The sequence below is a fragment of the Martinezella sp. CNPSo 3964 genome, from assembly GCF_057784375.1.
The window spans coordinates 1223698-1240497 of sequence record NZ_JBXSOW010000001.1 but is presented as its reverse complement, the minus strand read 5'-3'; the positions used below and the strand labels follow the sequence as shown (position 1 = coordinate 1240497).

At 60.8% G+C, this 16800-nt stretch carries 15 protein-coding genes; 7 read left to right on the top strand and 8 right to left on the bottom strand.

From position 1 onward, the window contains the following. Window positions 1-3: 3 nt before the first annotated feature. Complete coding sequence (locus tag AC13Q5_RS06085; RefSeq protein ID WP_488501100.1) at window positions 4-882, bottom strand: aldo/keto reductase family oxidoreductase; 879 nt, start codon at window positions 880-882, stop codon at window positions 4-6. 345 nt (window positions 883-1227) lie between these two features. Here AC13Q5_RS06085 and AC13Q5_RS06080 point away from each other — a divergent pair, with 345 nt between their 5' ends. Continuing rightward, entirely contained in the window at window positions 1228-2202 is a 975-nt protein-coding gene (locus AC13Q5_RS06080) for an alpha/beta hydrolase family protein (protein ID WP_488501099.1), read from the top strand. A gap of 60 nt (window positions 2203-2262) precedes the next feature. Here the strand turns inward: AC13Q5_RS06080 and AC13Q5_RS06075 are convergent, their stop codons facing one another. Together AC13Q5_RS06075 and AC13Q5_RS06070 are read right to left on the bottom strand one after the other, a co-directional pair. Then, entirely contained in the window at window positions 2263-3132 is an 870-nt protein-coding gene (locus tag AC13Q5_RS06075) for a DUF937 domain-containing protein (protein ID WP_488501098.1), read from the bottom strand. A gap of 135 nt (window positions 3133-3267) precedes the next feature. Further along, window positions 3268-4641 carry a glutamate--cysteine ligase gene (locus AC13Q5_RS06070; protein ID WP_488501097.1) on the bottom strand — a complete coding sequence of 458 codons (1374 nt, stop codon included), beginning with the start codon at window positions 4639-4641 and terminating at the stop codon, window positions 3268-3270. Window positions 4642-4883: 242 nt separating this feature from the next. On the opposite strand from AC13Q5_RS06070, the gene AC13Q5_RS06065 reads away from it, so the two are divergent. Further along, window positions 4884-5498, top strand: a complete 615-nt coding sequence (locus tag AC13Q5_RS06065; protein ID WP_488501096.1) for a LysE family translocator — start codon at window positions 4884-4886, stop codon at window positions 5496-5498. 4 nt (window positions 5499-5502) lie between these two features. On the opposite strand, the gene AC13Q5_RS06060 is transcribed toward AC13Q5_RS06065, so the two are convergent. From AC13Q5_RS06060 to AC13Q5_RS06050, 3 genes are all read right to left on the bottom strand, one after another. Continuing rightward, window positions 5503-6240, bottom strand: coding sequence for a 16S rRNA (uracil(1498)-N(3))-methyltransferase (locus tag AC13Q5_RS06060; RefSeq protein ID WP_488501095.1), 738 nt, complete (start codon window positions 6238-6240; stop codon window positions 5503-5505). 70 nt (window positions 6241-6310) lie between these two features. Further along, window positions 6311-7846, bottom strand: a complete 1536-nt coding sequence (locus tag AC13Q5_RS06055) for an inorganic phosphate transporter (RefSeq protein WP_075855672.1) — start codon at window positions 7844-7846, stop codon at window positions 6311-6313. A gap of 96 nt (window positions 7847-7942) precedes the next feature. After that, the gene (locus tag AC13Q5_RS06050) at window positions 7943-8401 is read right to left on the bottom strand and encodes an NUDIX hydrolase (protein ID WP_075855671.1); all 459 of its coding nucleotides are present in this window, start codon (window positions 8399-8401) and stop codon (window positions 7943-7945) included. A gap of 301 nt (window positions 8402-8702) precedes the next feature. On the opposite strand from AC13Q5_RS06050, the gene AC13Q5_RS06045 reads away from it, so the two are divergent. Together AC13Q5_RS06045 and AC13Q5_RS06040 are read left to right on the top strand one after the other, a co-directional pair. Next, the gene (locus tag AC13Q5_RS06045) at window positions 8703-9611 is read left to right on the top strand and encodes a LysR substrate-binding domain-containing protein (RefSeq protein ID WP_488501094.1); all 909 of its coding nucleotides are present in this window, start codon (window positions 8703-8705) and stop codon (window positions 9609-9611) included. 126 nt (window positions 9612-9737) lie between these two features. Further along, window positions 9738-10901: an adenosylhomocysteinase gene (locus AC13Q5_RS06040; RefSeq protein WP_488501093.1), complete on the top strand. Its 1164-nt coding sequence runs from the start codon at window positions 9738-9740 to the stop codon at window positions 10899-10901. A 3-nt stretch (window positions 10902-10904) separates the two neighbouring features. On the opposite strand, the gene AC13Q5_RS06035 is transcribed toward AC13Q5_RS06040, so the two are convergent. Both AC13Q5_RS06035 and AC13Q5_RS06030 read right to left on the bottom strand, forming a co-directional pair. Beyond that, window positions 10905-11468 carry an O-acetyl-ADP-ribose deacetylase gene (locus tag AC13Q5_RS06035; protein ID WP_488501092.1) on the bottom strand — a complete coding sequence of 188 codons (564 nt, stop codon included), beginning with the start codon at window positions 11466-11468 and terminating at the stop codon, window positions 10905-10907. Between the two features lie 27 nt (window positions 11469-11495). After that, the gene (locus AC13Q5_RS06030; RefSeq protein WP_488501091.1) at window positions 11496-12392 is read right to left on the bottom strand and encodes a LysR family transcriptional regulator; all 897 of its coding nucleotides are present in this window, start codon (window positions 12390-12392) and stop codon (window positions 11496-11498) included. A 122-nt stretch (window positions 12393-12514) separates the two neighbouring features. Between AC13Q5_RS06030 and AC13Q5_RS06025 the strand changes: the two genes are divergently transcribed. The 3 genes from AC13Q5_RS06025 to glcF all read left to right on the top strand — a co-directional run bounded on the left by AC13Q5_RS06025 (window position 12515) and on the right by glcF (window position 16703). Beyond that, a complete protein-coding gene (locus AC13Q5_RS06025) occupies window positions 12515-13954 on the top strand; it encodes an FAD-binding oxidoreductase (RefSeq protein WP_488501090.1) in 1440 nt (479 codons plus the stop codon). Then, a complete protein-coding gene (locus tag AC13Q5_RS06020; protein WP_488501089.1) occupies window positions 13951-15150 on the top strand; it encodes an FAD-binding protein in 1200 nt (399 codons plus the stop codon). Before AC13Q5_RS06025 ends, AC13Q5_RS06020 begins: the two co-directional genes overlap by 4 nt. A gap of 233 nt (window positions 15151-15383) precedes the next feature. Beyond that, window positions 15384-16703, top strand: coding sequence for a glycolate oxidase subunit GlcF (gene glcF / locus AC13Q5_RS06015; protein WP_488501088.1), 1320 nt, complete (start codon window positions 15384-15386; stop codon window positions 16701-16703). Window positions 16704-16800 lie beyond the last annotated feature (97 nt).

The following is a 16800-nucleotide window of genomic DNA, read 5'->3' as shown; positions in this document are numbered from 1 at the left end:
GCGTTAGGCGTGGCCGGCGCCGGCGATGCGATCGAGTTCGGCGATCGCATCTTCCGGCAGCTTCAGCTCGGCGGCCGCGATGTTCTGCTTGAGATGGGCAAGCGACGATGTGCCTGGAATAAGCAGGATGTTCGGCGCACGCTGCAGCAGCCAGGCGAGCGCCACCTGCATCGGCGTGGCCTGCAGGCGGGCGGCAACATCGGAGAGAGCCGAGGATTGCAGCGGCGTGAAGCCACCCAGCGGGAAGAAGGGCACATAGGCGATGTCGTCGCGGGCAAGTGCGTCGATCAGGCTGTCGTCTGCGCGATGGGCAAGATTATATTGGTTCTGCACGCAGACAATCTCCGTGATCCGGCGGCCCTCGGCGATCTGGTTGGCGGTAACATTGCTGAGCCCAATGTGGCGCACCAGGCCTTGCCGCTGCAGGTCGGCTAGGATGGTCAAGGGTGCTTCGATAGACCCTTCGGCAGGACCGTGCACGTCCAGCATGATGCGCAGGTTGACAACATCGAGCACATCCAGCCCTAGATTGCGCAGGTTATCGTGCACCGCCTGTGTCAGTTCTTCGCACGAGAAGGCCGGCAGCCAGGAAGCATCCGTGCCGCGCAGCGCGCCGATCTTGGTAACGATGACGAGATCATCGCGATAGGGGTGAAGCGCCTCCCGGATCAGCTGGTTGGTCACATGCGGGCCGTAGAAATCGCTGGTGTCGATATGGTCGACGCCCAAGGCGATAGCTTCGCGCAGAACTGCGAGCGCGATGTCATGGTCCTTTGGCGGGCCGAATACGCCGGGGCCTGCGAGCTGCATGGCGCCGTAGCCAAGCCGTTTGACCTGAAGGTCTCCGAGGGTAAAGCTGCCGGATTGATCGATGGGGGACATGGCTATCTCCTTTTCAAGATGAAAACAGAAATAAGCTTCGTCTCAGTGTATGATAACCCGGCGCAATACGCACGGGCTGTGCGGAATTACGAACAGTGGTCAGGAATTGAAAGTGACTGGAGCACTCTATTTTGCTTGGATTCATGGCTGCAGCCGCAGAGATGATCGTTGAAAGCACGGATCAATACTACCTCCAACCAAATCACCAACCGGAACGATGGAAGCAGAAATCCACTGAAAACGGAATCCTCATCCACTTCCGCCTTCAATGGACGCGTTCTAATAATTTGGATACCCGTGAAAGCGATTTTTCGGTCTGCAACCAGGCAAAGGTGAAAATTAAAAATGGATAGCGTCAAGACCGCTCTGCGCATGCTTTTGGCAGCAGTCGTACCATTTATTCCGACCATCGCTGCCGCACAGTCAAAACCAGACAATGAAATGTTTGACCCTGCCAAGGTCATCGCCGGAATTCAAATAGATCATTCAACGTGCCTGGAAATGGAGGCTCGGCAGACGGGCATTTGGGTAACCGTCGACGGCCAAGGATATTGCCTCAGATATTATGCGGCCGGCCTCAATCAGAATGGCGAGAACCCCGTGGTCGCCGCATGGATGCCCGGTGATGTCATGGGCGGTCCGAAAGGTGTCGCTCATCAAAAGGGGATCGGCGTCGCCAGCATGATTGCACAGTCGAAGTCGCTATCCGACCGCTATGGTGTGCCTTGGATATTCCTCGCCCGGCCAGGCACTTATGGCAGCGCAGGCAAGCATTACACGATCAGACACACGCCTCTGGAAGCGAAGTTGATGGCCGCTCAGATCGACGCGTTGAAAGCCCGCTACCACATTGGCAACTGGGCACTAGGAGGGCACAGCGGAGGAGGCACGCTTGCCGCAGAGTTTCTTGCGCGACGTACTGACCTTCAATGTGTCGTTTTATCCTCCGCTGCTGCCGCGTACCGGGAACGACTGAAGGAACGAGGATTCAAAAACCGATTGAAAACAGAGGTGTTTTTCGATCCATTCGATGCGCTGGATCAAATCCCCAAACAGCCCGATCGTCGGATATTCGTGCTCGCAGATCCGCGCGAGACAAACATTCCCTTTCCGACCCAAAAACTCTATTTCGACCAGCTAAAGTCACGCGGACACACAGCATGGATGCTGGCGCTCAGAAAGGCGACGCCCCCCAAATATCACAGCCTTGTAGACTTCGGCGAGGCCGCTACCGGAATGTGCGCCAACGGGACGGGGACAAATGCAATACTCAAGACGTTGCAGGAAATGCCTCCACAATCAAATCGGATCACGAATTGATCAGCCGAAACAGGATGTGGCTATGACTCCAAATTAAAATGGATGCGCTCTTGCCGACCGTCACCCTTTTTTCGGTGCTGGCTTGTCCTCGCTCTTCAAATAGCTGTCGAAGATCGCTTCCATGTTCTTCTGATAGGTCTTCTGCACTTCGAGGCCGCTGTCGAACATGGCGTTGAACATTTCGGTATAGGCGGCCATGTCGACGCCGGCGGCAGGTTTGGCCTTCGGCTCTTCCTTCGGCGGCTCAGGTGGCATCGGGAAGTTCTTCATCATGTCCTGAAAGGCTTTGGTGAAGGGATTGTCGAAGAAAGGATTGGTCGGCGCCGGCTTCTCGCGCTTGACCGAATCGGCACCAAACATCAACTCCATCGCCTGGGTGAAGGGATTGTCGAAGATGCTCGCCTGCGGCGTCGGCTGCTGTTTTGGCGCAAAGCCGATGCTCTGCAGCCAGCCCTGCATCATCTCGCCCATATCGGTGTTGAGGAAGGGATTGGCCATCTGCGGAATCTGGCCGCTGGTTTCCTTGAAGAGGCCGCCCATCAGCGCATCGGCCATGGCCGGCAGCATGCGCTTGTAGATTTCCTGGCCGATGCCGGTCATCTGCGCCGCCTGCGCCGCGATCGCGCGGGAAACGTCCTTCGAGCCAAACAGTCGTCCGAGCACTGCATTGCCGTCGGCGATGCCCTCGGGCGTGAAGGCCTTCGTCATGTCCTCGAAGTATTTGGCGTAGTTGCCGGACGAAATATCCTGCATGACGCCGACGAAATTGTAGGGATCGGTGGCGCTTCGTTTGAAGCCGGAGGAAAAGGCCGGCATCAGCGCGGCTATCGCCTTCGTCGCCTGCTCCTGCGCCAGATTGAACTGCTTGGCCATGGCTTCCGTGGCGGCGCCATTCTGTGCCTGCATCATCATGTCGAAGAGTGGCAGCATCGAAGTCCCTTTCCCCGCTATGAGGCCGCTTCGGAATCAGGCGGCGCTTGATTCCGATAGTATAGCGGAAAAATGAGGGCGCATACCGGTTTCTGCCGCGATGACATTAGAGCGGGAAAGCAGACGAGACCGCTATCAGTATTGATATTCCTCGAAGATCGGCTCAACCGACTGGTTCCAGCGGCCGTTGTAGAGCATCAGCAGATCGTCGGCGAGCGTGCCCTTCTTGGCGAGCACCTCATCGAGCGGCGCAAGGAAGACGGTTTCGTCCTGGCCGTCGCCGTTCAAATGGCCACGGTTCTTCAGGCCGAGGCGGGAAATGCCGACCGCTTCACGCGCCACATCCATAAGACTATGACCCTTGATCGAGGCTTTCAGACCCTCAACCGGTACGACATCGCGCAGCGCGTTGACCTCGTCGAAGCTCCAGTCCTTGGTCAGCTCGTCGGCTGCTGTCAGCGCCTCGTCGTCATAGAGCAGGCCGACCCAGAAGGCCGGCAGCGCGCAGATGCGCCGCCAGGGGCCGCCATCGGCACCGCGCATTTCGAGGAAGCGCTTGAGGCGCACGTCCGGAAACAGCGTCGAGAGATGGTTCGTCCAGTCGCCCATCGTCGGTTCCCAATCGGCGATTTCGCCTTTCAGCGCGCCGTCCATGAACTGACGGAAGGTGACGTGGGTACAGTCATGATAGCGGCCGTCGCGAACGACGAAATACATGGGAACGTCGAGCGCCCACTTCACATAGTCTTCGAAGCCGAAATCGTCACGGAAGGTGAAGTCGAGCAGGCCGCCGCGGCGGTTGTCGGTATCCTTCCAGATTTCGCCGCGCCAGGAGGAAAGACCGTTCGGCTTGCCTTCGGTGAAGGGTGAGGAGGCAAAGAGCGCCGTTGCCAGCGACTGCAGCTTCATCGATACGCGCATCTTGCGGCGCATGTCGGCTTCCGACGAGAAGTCGAGATTCACCTGGATCGTGCAGGTGCGGTACATCATGTCGAGACCCTTGGTGCCGACCTTCGGCATGTAGCGGGTCATGATCTCGTAGCGCGATTTCGGCATGCGCGGCGTTTCGGCAAGCGTCCATTTCGGGCTGCCGCCGACGCCGAGGAAGCGAATGCCCATCGGCTCGGCGATCTCGCGCACCGTCGCCAGATGGTTGTTCGATTCCTTGCAGGTCTGGTGAATGGTTTCGAGCGGTGCACCCGACAGCTCGAACTGCCCGCCCGGCTCGATCGAGATCGCGCCCATTCCGGAGGGTTCGCCGAGCCCGATGATGTTGTCGCCATCCATGATCGGGTCCCAGCCGCTCTTCTTCTGCAGCCCCGTGAGGAGTGCTGAAATGCTGGCCTCGCCGAAATAGGGCACGGGGCTGTTGTCGGCGCGGAAAAACACGAATTTTTCGTGCTCGGTGCCGATGCGGAATTTCTCCTTCGGCTTGTTGCCGGCGGCCAGATAGGCCGTCATTTCCGAGACCGAGGAGAGCGGAGTCTGGTCGGTAGTATCGCGCGCCATGGTATTACCTTAGATCTCGGAGGAGAACCCGCGCCAGCCGCAGGTCAATAGGAGGGTGATTGACGCGGATTGAGGTACGGTGCAAGTGAATTTCTTTCAAGGGTCGTTCAAAAAAATAGGATTTTATGTCTCGCAAGTGCATCACAGCCATGTCAGCCACCGGCATATTTGCACAAGCGTTCAAGACGTCTCGCTATTCACGCCGATAGTTTTGCTTCCACTGACATTAGCGGAGCATATCAATGAACGGCTCGAACGCCCTTTACTATTCCATACTGACACTGCTGTTGGCCTCGCTGGTTATCATGGGCAGTCCCGGTCCTTCGACGATCAGTGCGACGGCGATGGGCGCGGCCTATGGTTTTCGACGGTCGCTTGCCTATGTCTCCGGTCTTATCGCAGGCACCGTGGCTGTCCTGCTCGCCGTAGCGGCCGGCGTCGTCGCGATCCTGCTCTCTGTGCCGCACGGAGCCTTTGTGCTGACAGCGATTTCTGCGGTCTATATCCTTTACTTAGCATTCAAGATCGCTACCGCTCCGCCTTTGTCGCGCCGCGATGATCAGATCGCCGCGCCAGCCTTTTCCGGTGGCTTCCTGCTGGCCGTCGCCAACCCCAAGGCTTATCTCGCGATCGCAGCCGTCTTTGCCGGCGTGAGCCTGTTTCAGAACGAGCGAATGCTCGACGCTGCGGCAAAGGTCGTGCTGCTCACGGGAATGATCGTCGCCATCCATATGGTCTGGCTTCTTGTTGGTGCTTCTCTGTCCCGTTTCCTTCAAGATCCGAAGATCTCGCGGATCGTCAACATCTCGTTGGCGATCCTGCTGATCGTGACAACCATCGCCGCCGTTCTGGAGTGAAGTGTCAGTTCCAGTCGCCGATCGCTGCCTGGATCACCGCCATGGCGGCAACGGCGGCCGTGTCGGCACGCAGGATGCGCGGGCCGAGCGGAATGGCTGTGACGAAATCGAGGCTGCGCAGCAGGGCGCGCTCCTCCTCGGAAAAACCGCCTTCAGGGCCGACCAGCAGCGCCAGATGCTTCTCCTTCACCTGCGTTAGCAGCGGCAGCGGGTTTTGCCCGGCATCGCCCTCGTCGCAATAGATGATGCGCCGCTCGCGTGGCCAGCGGGTGAGGAGGTCGGCAAGCTTCACCGGTTCGGCGACATCGGGAATGCCGAGAATGCCGCATTGCTCCGCCGCTTCGATGACGTTGGCCTTGACCTTGTCGAGATTGGTGATCTTACCCTGCACGTGCTGCGTCATGACCGGCTGCAGCAGGCCAGCGCCCATCTCGACTGCCTTCTGCACGAGATAATCGAGCCGTCCGACTTTCAGCGGCGCGAAGAGATAATGGAGATCGGACGGGGCCGGCTGCGGCCTCGTTTCCTCGATCGGCGTCAGCAGAATGCGCTTGCGGGTGGGGAAGGAGATGCTGACTTTCCATTCGCCATCGCGCCCGTTGAACACAAGTAGTTCGGCACCATCCTCCATGCGCAGCACATTGGCGAGATAGTTGAACTGATCCTGTTCGGCCTCGATTGCGATCCCAGCCTTTATGTCTGATGCCACGTACAGCCGCTGCATGCGGAAATTGGCGCGCATGGATTACCCCCGGAATTCCTTAAGCAATGCGATGGAGCGGCTCGAAGATTCGACGAGAAGCCGAACCGCTCTAAATGAAGAGCGCGACCATAACCCAATATACGGCGGCGGCAAGCAAGGCAGCGACCGGCACGGTGATCGCCCAGGCGGCGATGATGGTCATGAAATGTGAGCGGCGCACAAGCCGGCGGCGATGAACCTCATCGGGATTGCGCTCGTCTGTGGCCTCCGGCTCGATCCAGGCAATGCCGGCAGCTTCAGCCCGCTTGCGCATATAGGCGAAGCGCCGCTTGGAGCGGCTGGTTGACCACTCGCGGAAGAAGCCGACCCCGAAGACCGCGCCGACGGCAATATGGGTCGAGCTCACCGGAAAGCCGAACCAGGCGGCGACGATGACGGTGAGCGCGGCGGAGACCGCCACGCAATAGGCCCGCATCGGATTGAGCTTGGTGATCTGTTCGCCAAGCAGGCGGATGAGTCGTGGCCCATAAAGCAGCACGCCCACGGAAATGCCGCAGCCGCCGATCATGACGACCCAGAAGGGCGCTTTCTGCGTGGTCGTCTCGGCGATCACGCCGATCGAGCCGCCAAGGCCGATATCGCGCACGATGGCGGCCAGCGGGCCGATGGCGTTGGCAACATCGTTGGCTCCATGCGCGAAGGACATCAGCGCTGCCGAACAGATCAGGGGCAGCCGGAAAAGCTTGCGCAGCGAGCTGTTCTTGTTTTCCAGCCCGACTGATTGCGCTGCCACCAGCGGCCGCGCGGCAAGCCAGGCGATGATGCCGATGCCGATCCCGATCGCAAGGTTCGCGATATTGGGGATCACGCCCTTGGGCTCGAGCTGAACGACGAGATAACCCGCAAAGGCGCCGGCCATTAATCCGATCAGGATGGGAATCCAGTGGCGCGCAGCGGCGATCTTGTCGTCGCGGTAGATGATGAATGTCTCGATGAAATAGAGGATGCTGGCGGCGATTGTGCCGCCGAGAAAGGGCGTTATGACCCAGCCGGCCGAGATTGCCGCCAGCACGTTCCAGTTCACGAGTTCCGGGCCAACGGCGGCTGCACCCGCGCCGACAACGGCGCCCACGATCGTATGGGTGGTTGAAACTGGAGCCTTCCGCCAGGTGGCGAAGTTGATCCAGAGCGCTGCGGCGAGCAGCGCCGCCATCATCAGCCAGGCAAGCTTGCCGATGCTGATGATGCGGTTGGTGTCGACGATATGAGTCGAAATCGTATTGATGACAGGACCGCCGGCGATCGTAGCGCCGAGGATCTCGAAGATGGCCGCCATGACGAGCGCTTGCGTCATGGTGATCGCACGTGCGCCGACGGCGGCGCCGACATTGTTGGCGACGTCCTTGGCGCCGATGTTCAGGGCCATATAGCCGGCAAGGGCGACGGCGGCGAAAATCAGCGTTGCGCGGGGCTGGTCGAACACGTAGATGCCGGCAAAGACCATGGCGAGACCGAGGAAGATCAGACCGATGCCCGGCGCCACCAGACGCCTCGTGACGTGATGGGTCGCGTCCTCGACATAAGTGAATTTGTCGAGGTCCTTGTCGAGCGTCCTTTTTACTGGTGTGGCCGGTCGGTCGGGCATGCAATTCTCTGGATCAAAATTCTCGTATTGCGCCGCCCGATAAGGCGCGCAATATCCACCATGCATACTGACACAGTTTTTTGTGGGTAATGTGGCTTACTTCGCTTGCGAAATCGCCGGAGCGGCCGTCCTTCGCTTCGCGAAGGCGAGAATGAGATCATGCAGCTCCGGTTCATGCACGCGTTCGGCGGCTTCCTCGCAGGAAACCCACTCCATGGAGCGTTCGCCTTTTTCCTTGAAGTTCTTGGCGAGTTCGCTGACTTCGAGGGCGTAGACCTGCACCCGGCACGGCACCTGAATGCCGTCCTTCAGCACCTTGTCATAGCCGAACGAGCCCAGCGGCTCGGTTTCCACTACGCCGCGCACGCCCGCCTCTTCGTAGGCCTCGCGGGCAGCGACTTCATGGGAGAGCTTGCCGGGCATCGGCCATCCCTTGGGAATGACCCAGCGGCCGGTGTCGCGACTGGTCAGCAACAACATCTCGAGATGACCGGTTTTCCTTTTCACGCGATAACAAAGCGCAGCATATTGCTGTCGCGGCGGACGCCGAAACATGAGTTGCACATCATTTGCTATGCGGCTGAGAAAGGCCAATTGTCGGTTCACCTTTAGGAGTTGGAGTGACGTATCGATTCTATATTATCACGATGTGGAAAAATTTTGCGTTCCATATAAGGCTATATGGTATTTCCCCACAAATTTATTGAGTGCTGCATAGATAAAAGTGCAAAGATTTGCCTTCTGATATTCGCCAGCGATTGTGCTGAAAGCGACATTCAACAGCATTTTCGTGCCGCAGATGGCGCAATTGCTTGGGTGTGGCTGCTATCGTTTTGGAAAGAAAGAAAAACTTACCATGTCCGGACGCATACCGCCTCGACGTCTGCCGCCCTTGAACGCGCTTCGCGCTTTCGACGCTGTGGCGCGGCGCGGCAGCATCTTGAAGGCAGCCGACGAACTCGGGGTCGTGCGGGGTGCCGTCCGGCAGCAATTGAACCTCCTGGAAGCCCATTTTGGCGTGTCCCTGTTCGATCGGGAGAACGGCAGGCTGGTGCTAACGCCGAAGGGCAGGGCATTTGCCGATTCTGTCGGCGTCGCCTTTGGTATCCTGACGCGGGCCTCGGCGGAGCTTTCGATCGGAGGCCGGCGCTCGATCCGGCTCGGTGTTCCCTCGGCCTTCGCCGTCTGGTGGCTGATGCCGCGCGTTGCGGCGCTGCAGGCGGCGCTTCAGGATATCGATATAGATATCGTGCCGATGGCGATGGTGGAGCCTCTCGCCAAGCGCGCCGATCTCGAAGCGGTCATCATGGGCGGCGAATACAGGCCGATGCGCGATATCACGGCCATTCGCTTCATGGAGGATGAGTTCGGGCCTGTCGCAACGCCTGATGTTACAGGTCGCCTCGGGCTTGCCGAGGGCGTCAAGGCTCTTGGCGCCGCTGTTGCTCTTTCAAGCCGCTCGGCACCGAGCCTGTGGGGTGACTGGTTTGCCGAAAGCGGACATGCGCCCGTCAACTTTGCCGGCAATCGCGAATTCGAAGACCTGTTGCTGGCAATCGGCGCCGCCCGCTCGGGTCTCGGGGTCGCGATCGTGCCGCGCACTGCCATCGGCGAGGATATCGACCGTGGCGCCCTGGTCGCCCCCTTTGGCTTCATCCGCAGGCCGGCAGGCTACAGCCTCAGCATCCGCAGCAGCGATGTGAAGGATCCGGCACTTGTGCGATTGGCGGATTGGCTAAGCGAAGCGGGAGCCGAACCGACTTAGCAAAACATCAAGGCAAGGCGCGTCGCATGGCAGATTTTCTGCCATGCGACGCATTGCAATGTCCATCGACACGGCCTTTGCCATCATGCCAGATCGCGGCATAGAACAAGCCGGCAGGAGCGCATCATGGATCAGTCTTCTTCTTTTTCCCGTATCGACTGGGTGGCGCGCAGCTGCCGGCTCCTGGCTGCAACGGCCGCGGAATTCCGCGACACCAAGCCCTTTGCTGGTCTCACCATCGGCACGGGTATTCATCTCGAGCCGAAGACGGTCGCGCTGCTGATGACGCTGCGGGCTGGCGGCGCCGATCTCGTCTGCACCGGAAACCTCAACAGCACCCAGCCTGAGACGGTGGACTATCTGCGCGCTCAGGGGATCAAGGTCTTCGCAACGCAGACTCGCGATGCCGAGGAGCATGGGGCGAGCCTCGATGCGATCCTGGCGGAAAAGCCGGACCTGCTGCTCGACAATGGCGGCGATCTTTTTGCCCGCGCGGCCGACAAGCCCTATGCAAACCTGCTCGGCGGCACCGAGGAAACCACATCCGGCCGCACCCGTCTCATGCCGATGCGCGACAAGCTCAACATGCCGATCCTCGTCATCAACGATAGCCCGATCAAGCAATTCGCCGAAAACCGGCATGCCGTCGGGCAGAGCATGTTCGAGAGCTATCTGCGCTTCACCAACCGCTCCACCAACGGCAAGCGCGTCACCGTCTTCGGTTACGGCGCTTGCGGCAAGGGCACGGCGGCGTGCTTCCGCAATGCGTTCTCAGCCGTCAGCGTCGTCGATATCGATCCGGTCACGACGCTTGAAGCGCATCTCGACGGCTTTTCAACGCCGTTGCGTGACGCAGCGATCCGTTCCGCCGATGTGCTGGTCACCGTGACAGGCTATCCGGATATCATCACGGTCGCCGATCTGCCCTTGATCAAGGACGGCGCGATCCTGATGAATGGTGGCCATTTCCCGCATGAAATCGATGTCGAGGGCTTCCGCAGCAGTCCCGATGTTGTCGGTGTCGATCGTTATGAAGCCGAGCAGATCGAGACCGTCCGCATGCGCGATGGCCGTGCCTTCCATATTCTTGGCGGCGGCCACATGGCCAATCTGGCCGGCCCGCGTCCGCTCGGCAACACGGTCGAATCCATGGATCTCGGCTTTGCCTTGCAGGCCCGCTGCCTGGAACGAGTCGCCAAGGACAACCTTGGGAAGGAAGCCTGCGTCATCCCGGTTCCGGCCGATATCGACGCCATGGTTGCCTCCGCCTACCTCGATCTGGCGCGCTAAGCATCAGGTTTCGGCCAACGCCTGCGGCAGCAATCGATCATAGAGCGCTGCCATCTCGTCGCCGAAGCAGCAGAAGATGATCTCGTCAAAGGCGTCATCCTTGCTTTCGGCAAGCGTGGTGCCTATTGCGATCTTCGTCGCCGGCTCGGCGGGAAAGCGGTAAATGCCCGTCGAGATGGCGGGAAAGGCGATCGTCTTCAGGCCGTGCTGCCGTGCAAGGCCAAGGCTGTTGCGATAGCAGCCGGCAAGCAGCTCCTCTTCGCCATGGTCGCCGCCATTCCAGACCGGGCCGACCGTATGGATCACATGCCGAGCCGGCAGGCGATATCCGCCCGTCATCTTTGCCTGCCCGGTCTTGCAGCCGTTCAGCGTCCGGCATTCCGCTAGGAGGTCTGGCCCCGCTGCACGATGGATCGCGCCATCCACGCCACCGCCGCCGAGCAGGCTGCTGTTGGCGGCGTTGACGATGGCATGGACCGAGAACTTGGTGATGTCGCCAAGCGCCACGGTGAGGCGCGTCTTCCCGTTTAGGGCAAGATCGGAACGGATGATTTCAGGCCCGGACATGGCGGTCTCCTCGAACCTCTACGGCACTTATCTTTCCCAATAGGGAACGGGGCCGTAAAGTTCCGCCAGGAAATCGATGAAGACGCGCACCTTTGCCGGCAGGAACTGCCGGCTGGGATAAACGGCCGAAAGCGTGACATTATGCGAGCCCTCATAGGCCGACAGCACCTGGACGAGGCGGCCGTCGCGCAGCTCCGGCCCGATGTCCCAGGTGGAGCGCAGCGCGATACCGAGGCCGGCGATCACGGCTTCGCGCACGACCTCGCTGGAGTTGGTGATGAGCCTGCCCTCGGGACGGAAGATCAGGCTGCCTTTCGGCCCCTCCAGCCGCCACGGATCGAGATTGTGCGCCGGCAGGCAGATATGCCGGCGCAGATCGTCGATATCCTGCGGAAGGCCATGGGCGTCGATGTACGCGGGGGACGCGCAGAGCACGCGGCGCACCGGAGCGAGCCTGCGCGCGACAAGGCTGGAATCGGTCAGTTCGGCAATGCGGATGGCAAGATCGAAGCCGCCGCCGACGATATCGACAAATTCGTCGCTGAGCACGAGATTGAGCGCCAACTCGGGATGCGCCTGCATGAAGGATTTCAGATGCGGCGCGATGTGCAGACGGCCGAAGGAGGTCGGGGCTGATATTTTCAGCGTGCCGTGCATCTGCGAGGAGCGCCCGGCAATATAGGCTTCTGCCTCTTCGAGCCCGGCAAGAATGGCAAGTACGCGGTCATAGAAACCCTGGCCTGCCTCCGTCAGCGAAATCTGCCGCGTGGTGCGCTGCAGGAGCCGGGTGCCGAGCCTATCCTCCAGGCGCTTGATGCGCTTGGAGATGACGGCGGGAGAAAAACCGAGCGCGCGGCCGGTCAGGGACATGCTGCCGGTCGCGACGACGCTGGCGAAGATTTCGAGATCCCCTAGATTGGTCATGCGCGATTATTTCCTATTTTGGAATAAATGCTTATCATTTGCTCCAAACTTGGGAAAGCGCTAAGCCTGTAATGGGTTAAAAGGAGGCTGTATCCGCAAAGGGGATGCAGGAGGAGGACGGCATGGCCGAGGCCATTTCATTTCTGGAGCCGCGGGCGGATGTTCTGGCGCGCCGCAGCGCGATCGTCGCTGATCTCGCCGATCTTCTGGCGCCGGAATGTCTGGTCCACGAGCCGCGTGAGCTCGTGCCCTTCGAAACCGATGCCTTCGTGTCCTATCGTCGCCTGCCGCTTGCCGTCGCTCTGCCGCGCTCGACGGCGGAAGTCGCGGCCGTGATGAAATACTGCCATCGCTACGGCATTCCCGTCGTGCCGCGCGGCGCCGGCACCTCGCTGTCCGGTGGCGCCATCCCGCAGGAAGATGCGGTCGTTCTCGGCCTCTCCAAGATGAACCGCATCCTCGATATCGATTATGCCAACCGCACCGCGACCGTGCAGGCGGGCGTGACGAACCTGCATGTCTCCGAAAGCGTTTCGGCCGACGGCTTCTTCTATGCGCCCGATCCGAGTTCGCAGCTTGCCTGTACCATCGGCGGCAATATCGGCATGAATTCCGGCGGCGCGCACTGTCTGAAATACGGCGTCACGACCAACAATCTGCTCGGCGTCAAGCTCGTCCTGACCGACGGCACCGTCATCGATCTCGGCGGCAAGGCGCTCGATGCGGCAGGCTATGATCTGCTCGGCCTCGTCTGCGGCTCGGAAGGCCAGCTCGGTATCGTCACCGAAGCGACGGTGCGGCTCATCGCCAAGCCCGAGGGCGCCCGGCCGGTGCTCTTCGGCTTCGACAGTTCCGAGGAAGCAGGCGCCTGCGTCGCCGATGTCATTGCCGCCGGCATCGTGCCCGTCGCCATCGAATTCATGGACAAGCCGGCGATCGAGATCTGCGAGGCCTTTGCCAAGGCCGGCTATCCTCTTGATGTCGAGGCGCTCCTGATCGTCGAAGTCGAAGGCTCCGAGGCGGAAATGGACGATATGCTTGCCAGCATCGTCGCCATCGCCCGCACTCACAGGGTCAAGACCGTGCGTGAATGCCAGTCGGCGGCGGAGGCGGCCCTGATCTGGAAAGGCCGGAAATCGGCTTTCGGCGCCACTGGCCGCATTGCCGATTACATCTGCATGGATGGCACGGTGCCGCTCAGCCAGCTCTCCTATGTGCTGAAGAAGACCGGCGAGATCGTCGATGGCTACGGCCTGCGCGTCGCCAACGTCTTCCACGCCGGCGATGGCAACATGCACCCGTTGATCCTCTTCAATGCCAACGATCCCGAGGAAGCAGCCAAGGCGGAAGCCGCCGGCAACGATATCCTGCGGCTCTGCGTCGATGCCGGCGGCTGCCTGACCGGCGAGCACGGCGTCGGCATCGAGAAACGCGACCTGATGCGCCATCAATACGCGGATGTCGATCTCGCGCAGATGATGTCGGTTCGCGCAGCCTTCGATCCCGACTGGATCCTCAATCCTTCCAAGGTTTTCCCGCTCGACGGACGCAACGCCGCATGACCGAGTTTCATCCGAAGACAGAAGAGGAAGCTGCCTCGATCATCGGCGATCATACGGCACGCGGCGCAGCCCTCGCCATCGTCGGCGGCAACACGCGATCCGGCTTCGGCAATGTGGTCGCATCCGACGCCGTTCTTTCATCGAGCGGCCTTGCCGGCATCGTCGCCTATAATCCGGGTGAGATGGTGATGACCGCTCGCGCCGGTACGCCGGTTACGGAGATCGAAGCAGCGCTTGCAGAGAGCGGTCAGATGATGGCCTTCGAGCCGATGGATCATCGGCCGCTGATGGCGACCGAAGGCGAGCCGACCATCGGCGGCATCTTCGCGGCCAATGTCTCCGGTCCGCGCCGCTTCGTCAGCGGTGCCGCGCGCGATAGTCTTCTCGGCGTCCGTTTCGTCAACGGCCGGGGCGAGATCGTCAAGGCCGGCGGGCGGGTGATGAAGAACGTCACCGGCCTCGATCTGGTCAAGCTGATGGCTGGTTCCCACGGCACGCTCGGGCTTCTGACCGAGGTAACGTTCCGCGTGCCGCCGAGGCCGAAGACGGAGGAGACGATCGTTCTCTCCGGCCTTAACGATGCGGAAGCCGCCAATGCGATGGCTGCGGCCATGGCCCTGCCGCTCGAAGTGTCGGGTGCCGCCCATCTGCCGCTCACCGTCGCCTGGTCTTTTCTCGATGGGAAGTTGCCGCAAGGAGAGGCGGCGGTGCTGCGCCTCGAGGGTCTTCCTGGCTCCGTCGCAGTCCGTGGTGAAAAGCTTGCCGCCGCGATGGGCCGGCTTGGATCGGTGAAACGCCTCGAGGAGGATGACAGCCGCCGGTTATGGCGCGAGATCCGCGATGTGAAGCCCTATGCGGATGGCACCTCGCGTCCTGTCTGGCGCGTCTCGGTCGCGCCCGACACGGGCCACCAGCTTGTGGCCGCTCTTCGCCTGGAGGAGGGCGTGGATGCCTATTACGATTGGCAGGGCGGGCTCGTGTGGATGCGCATGGAAGCCGAGCCGGAAGGCGACATGCTGCGACGCTACATCCACGCGCTTGGCGGCGGACATGCGACCTTGATGCGCGCCACCCCGGCTTACCGCGCGATGACCGCAGCCTTCCAGCCGCAGCCGGAGGCCGTGGCGCTGCTTTCGGCGCGCGTGAAGGAAAAATTCGATCCGGCAGGGATTTTCAATCCCGGGAAGATGGCGTGATGAAATCTAGTTTCTGTCGGCGATGGCCCCTCACCCTAGCCCTCTCCCCGCTGGCGGGGAGAGGGGACGACATCGTTTGCGGTGATTTCTCGGCTCAAGAGACGCTGAGGGATGACAGAGAGCGCGTCTATCGCCTTCTCCCCGTTCATACGCGGAGAAGGTGGCCGCCCTTCGATAAAAACTCAGGAGGCCGGATGAGGGGCAGGGTCTTGCTCAAACGGGAGCGCGTGTAAATGCAAACCAATTTCACGCCCGAACAGCTTGCCGATCCGCATGTGGCCGAGTCCGAGGCGATCCTGCGCAAATGCGTGCATTGCGGCTTCTGCACCGCCACCTGTCCCACCTATGTGACGCTCGGCAACGAGCTCGACAGCCCGCGCGGCCGCATCTACCTGATCAAGGACATGTTGGAAAACGGCCGGCCAGCCGATGCCGAAGTGGTGACGCATATCGATCGCTGTCTCTCCTGCCTTGCCTGCACGACCACCTGTCCGTCCGGCGTCGACTACATGCACCTGATCGACCACGCGCGCGTGCATGTGGAGACGACCTACAAACGCCCGTTGATGGACCGGCTGACCCGCAATGTGCTGGCTGCCGTCTTGCCCTATCCCGGCCGTTTCCGGTTCGCCCTGCAGCTTGCAAAGCTCGGCCGACCGTTCAAGGGTCTGTTGAGACGCATTCCTGCATTGAAGGCTTTCGCCGCCATGCTCGATCTTGCGCCGCGCAGCATTCCTGCGACGTCGCCCCTTGCCAAGCCGGGGGTGCACGCACCGCAAGCCGAGCGACGCGGTCGAGTGGCGATCCTGACGGGCTGCGCCCAGCCGGTGCTCGATCCCGAAATCAATGCGGCGACCATCCGCCTTTTGACCCGCCTCGGCGTCGAGGTCGTGGCGCCGGAAGGGGAGGTCTGCTGCGGCTCGCTGGTCCACCATATGGGGCGCGAGGAACAGGCGCTTGCTGCTGCCCGCGCCAATGTCGATGTCTGGGTTCGCGAGATCGAGGTCGGAGGGCTAGACGCCATCATCATAACCGCATCCGGCTGCGGCACGACGATCAAGGATTACGGGCATATGCTGCGCCTCGATCCGGCCTATGCCGAAAAGGCGGCAAGGGTTTCGGCGCTCGCCAGGGATATCACCGAATATCTCGCAAGCCTCGACCTTCCCTCGCATATGCCGCGCGGCATCACGGTTGCCTATCATTCCGCCTGCTCGATGCAGCACGGGCAGAAGATCACCATGGCGCCGAAGCTCTTGTTGAAAGCGGCCGGCTTCACCGTGCGTGAGCCGGCGGAAGGGCATCTGTGCTGCGGTTCTGCCGGCACCTACAACATCATACAGCCGGAGATTTCGGCCGAACTGAAGGCGCGCAAGGTCCGGAATCTCGAAGCGACGAGAGCAGATATCATCGCCACAGGCAATATTGGCTGCATCACGCAGATCGCCACAGGTACCGGCATTCCGATCCTGCATACGGTGGAATTGCTGGATTGGGCCTATGGCGGGAATATGCCGGAGAAGCTGAAGGGTTTGCAGCCGGCCGCTGCCTAGAGCATGATGCCGAAAAGTGTCAGGGAATTTCGGACGACATCGTGCTCTGCTTCTTTGATTCTGGAGCGGATTCAGATTTTAGATCGATTCGATCTAA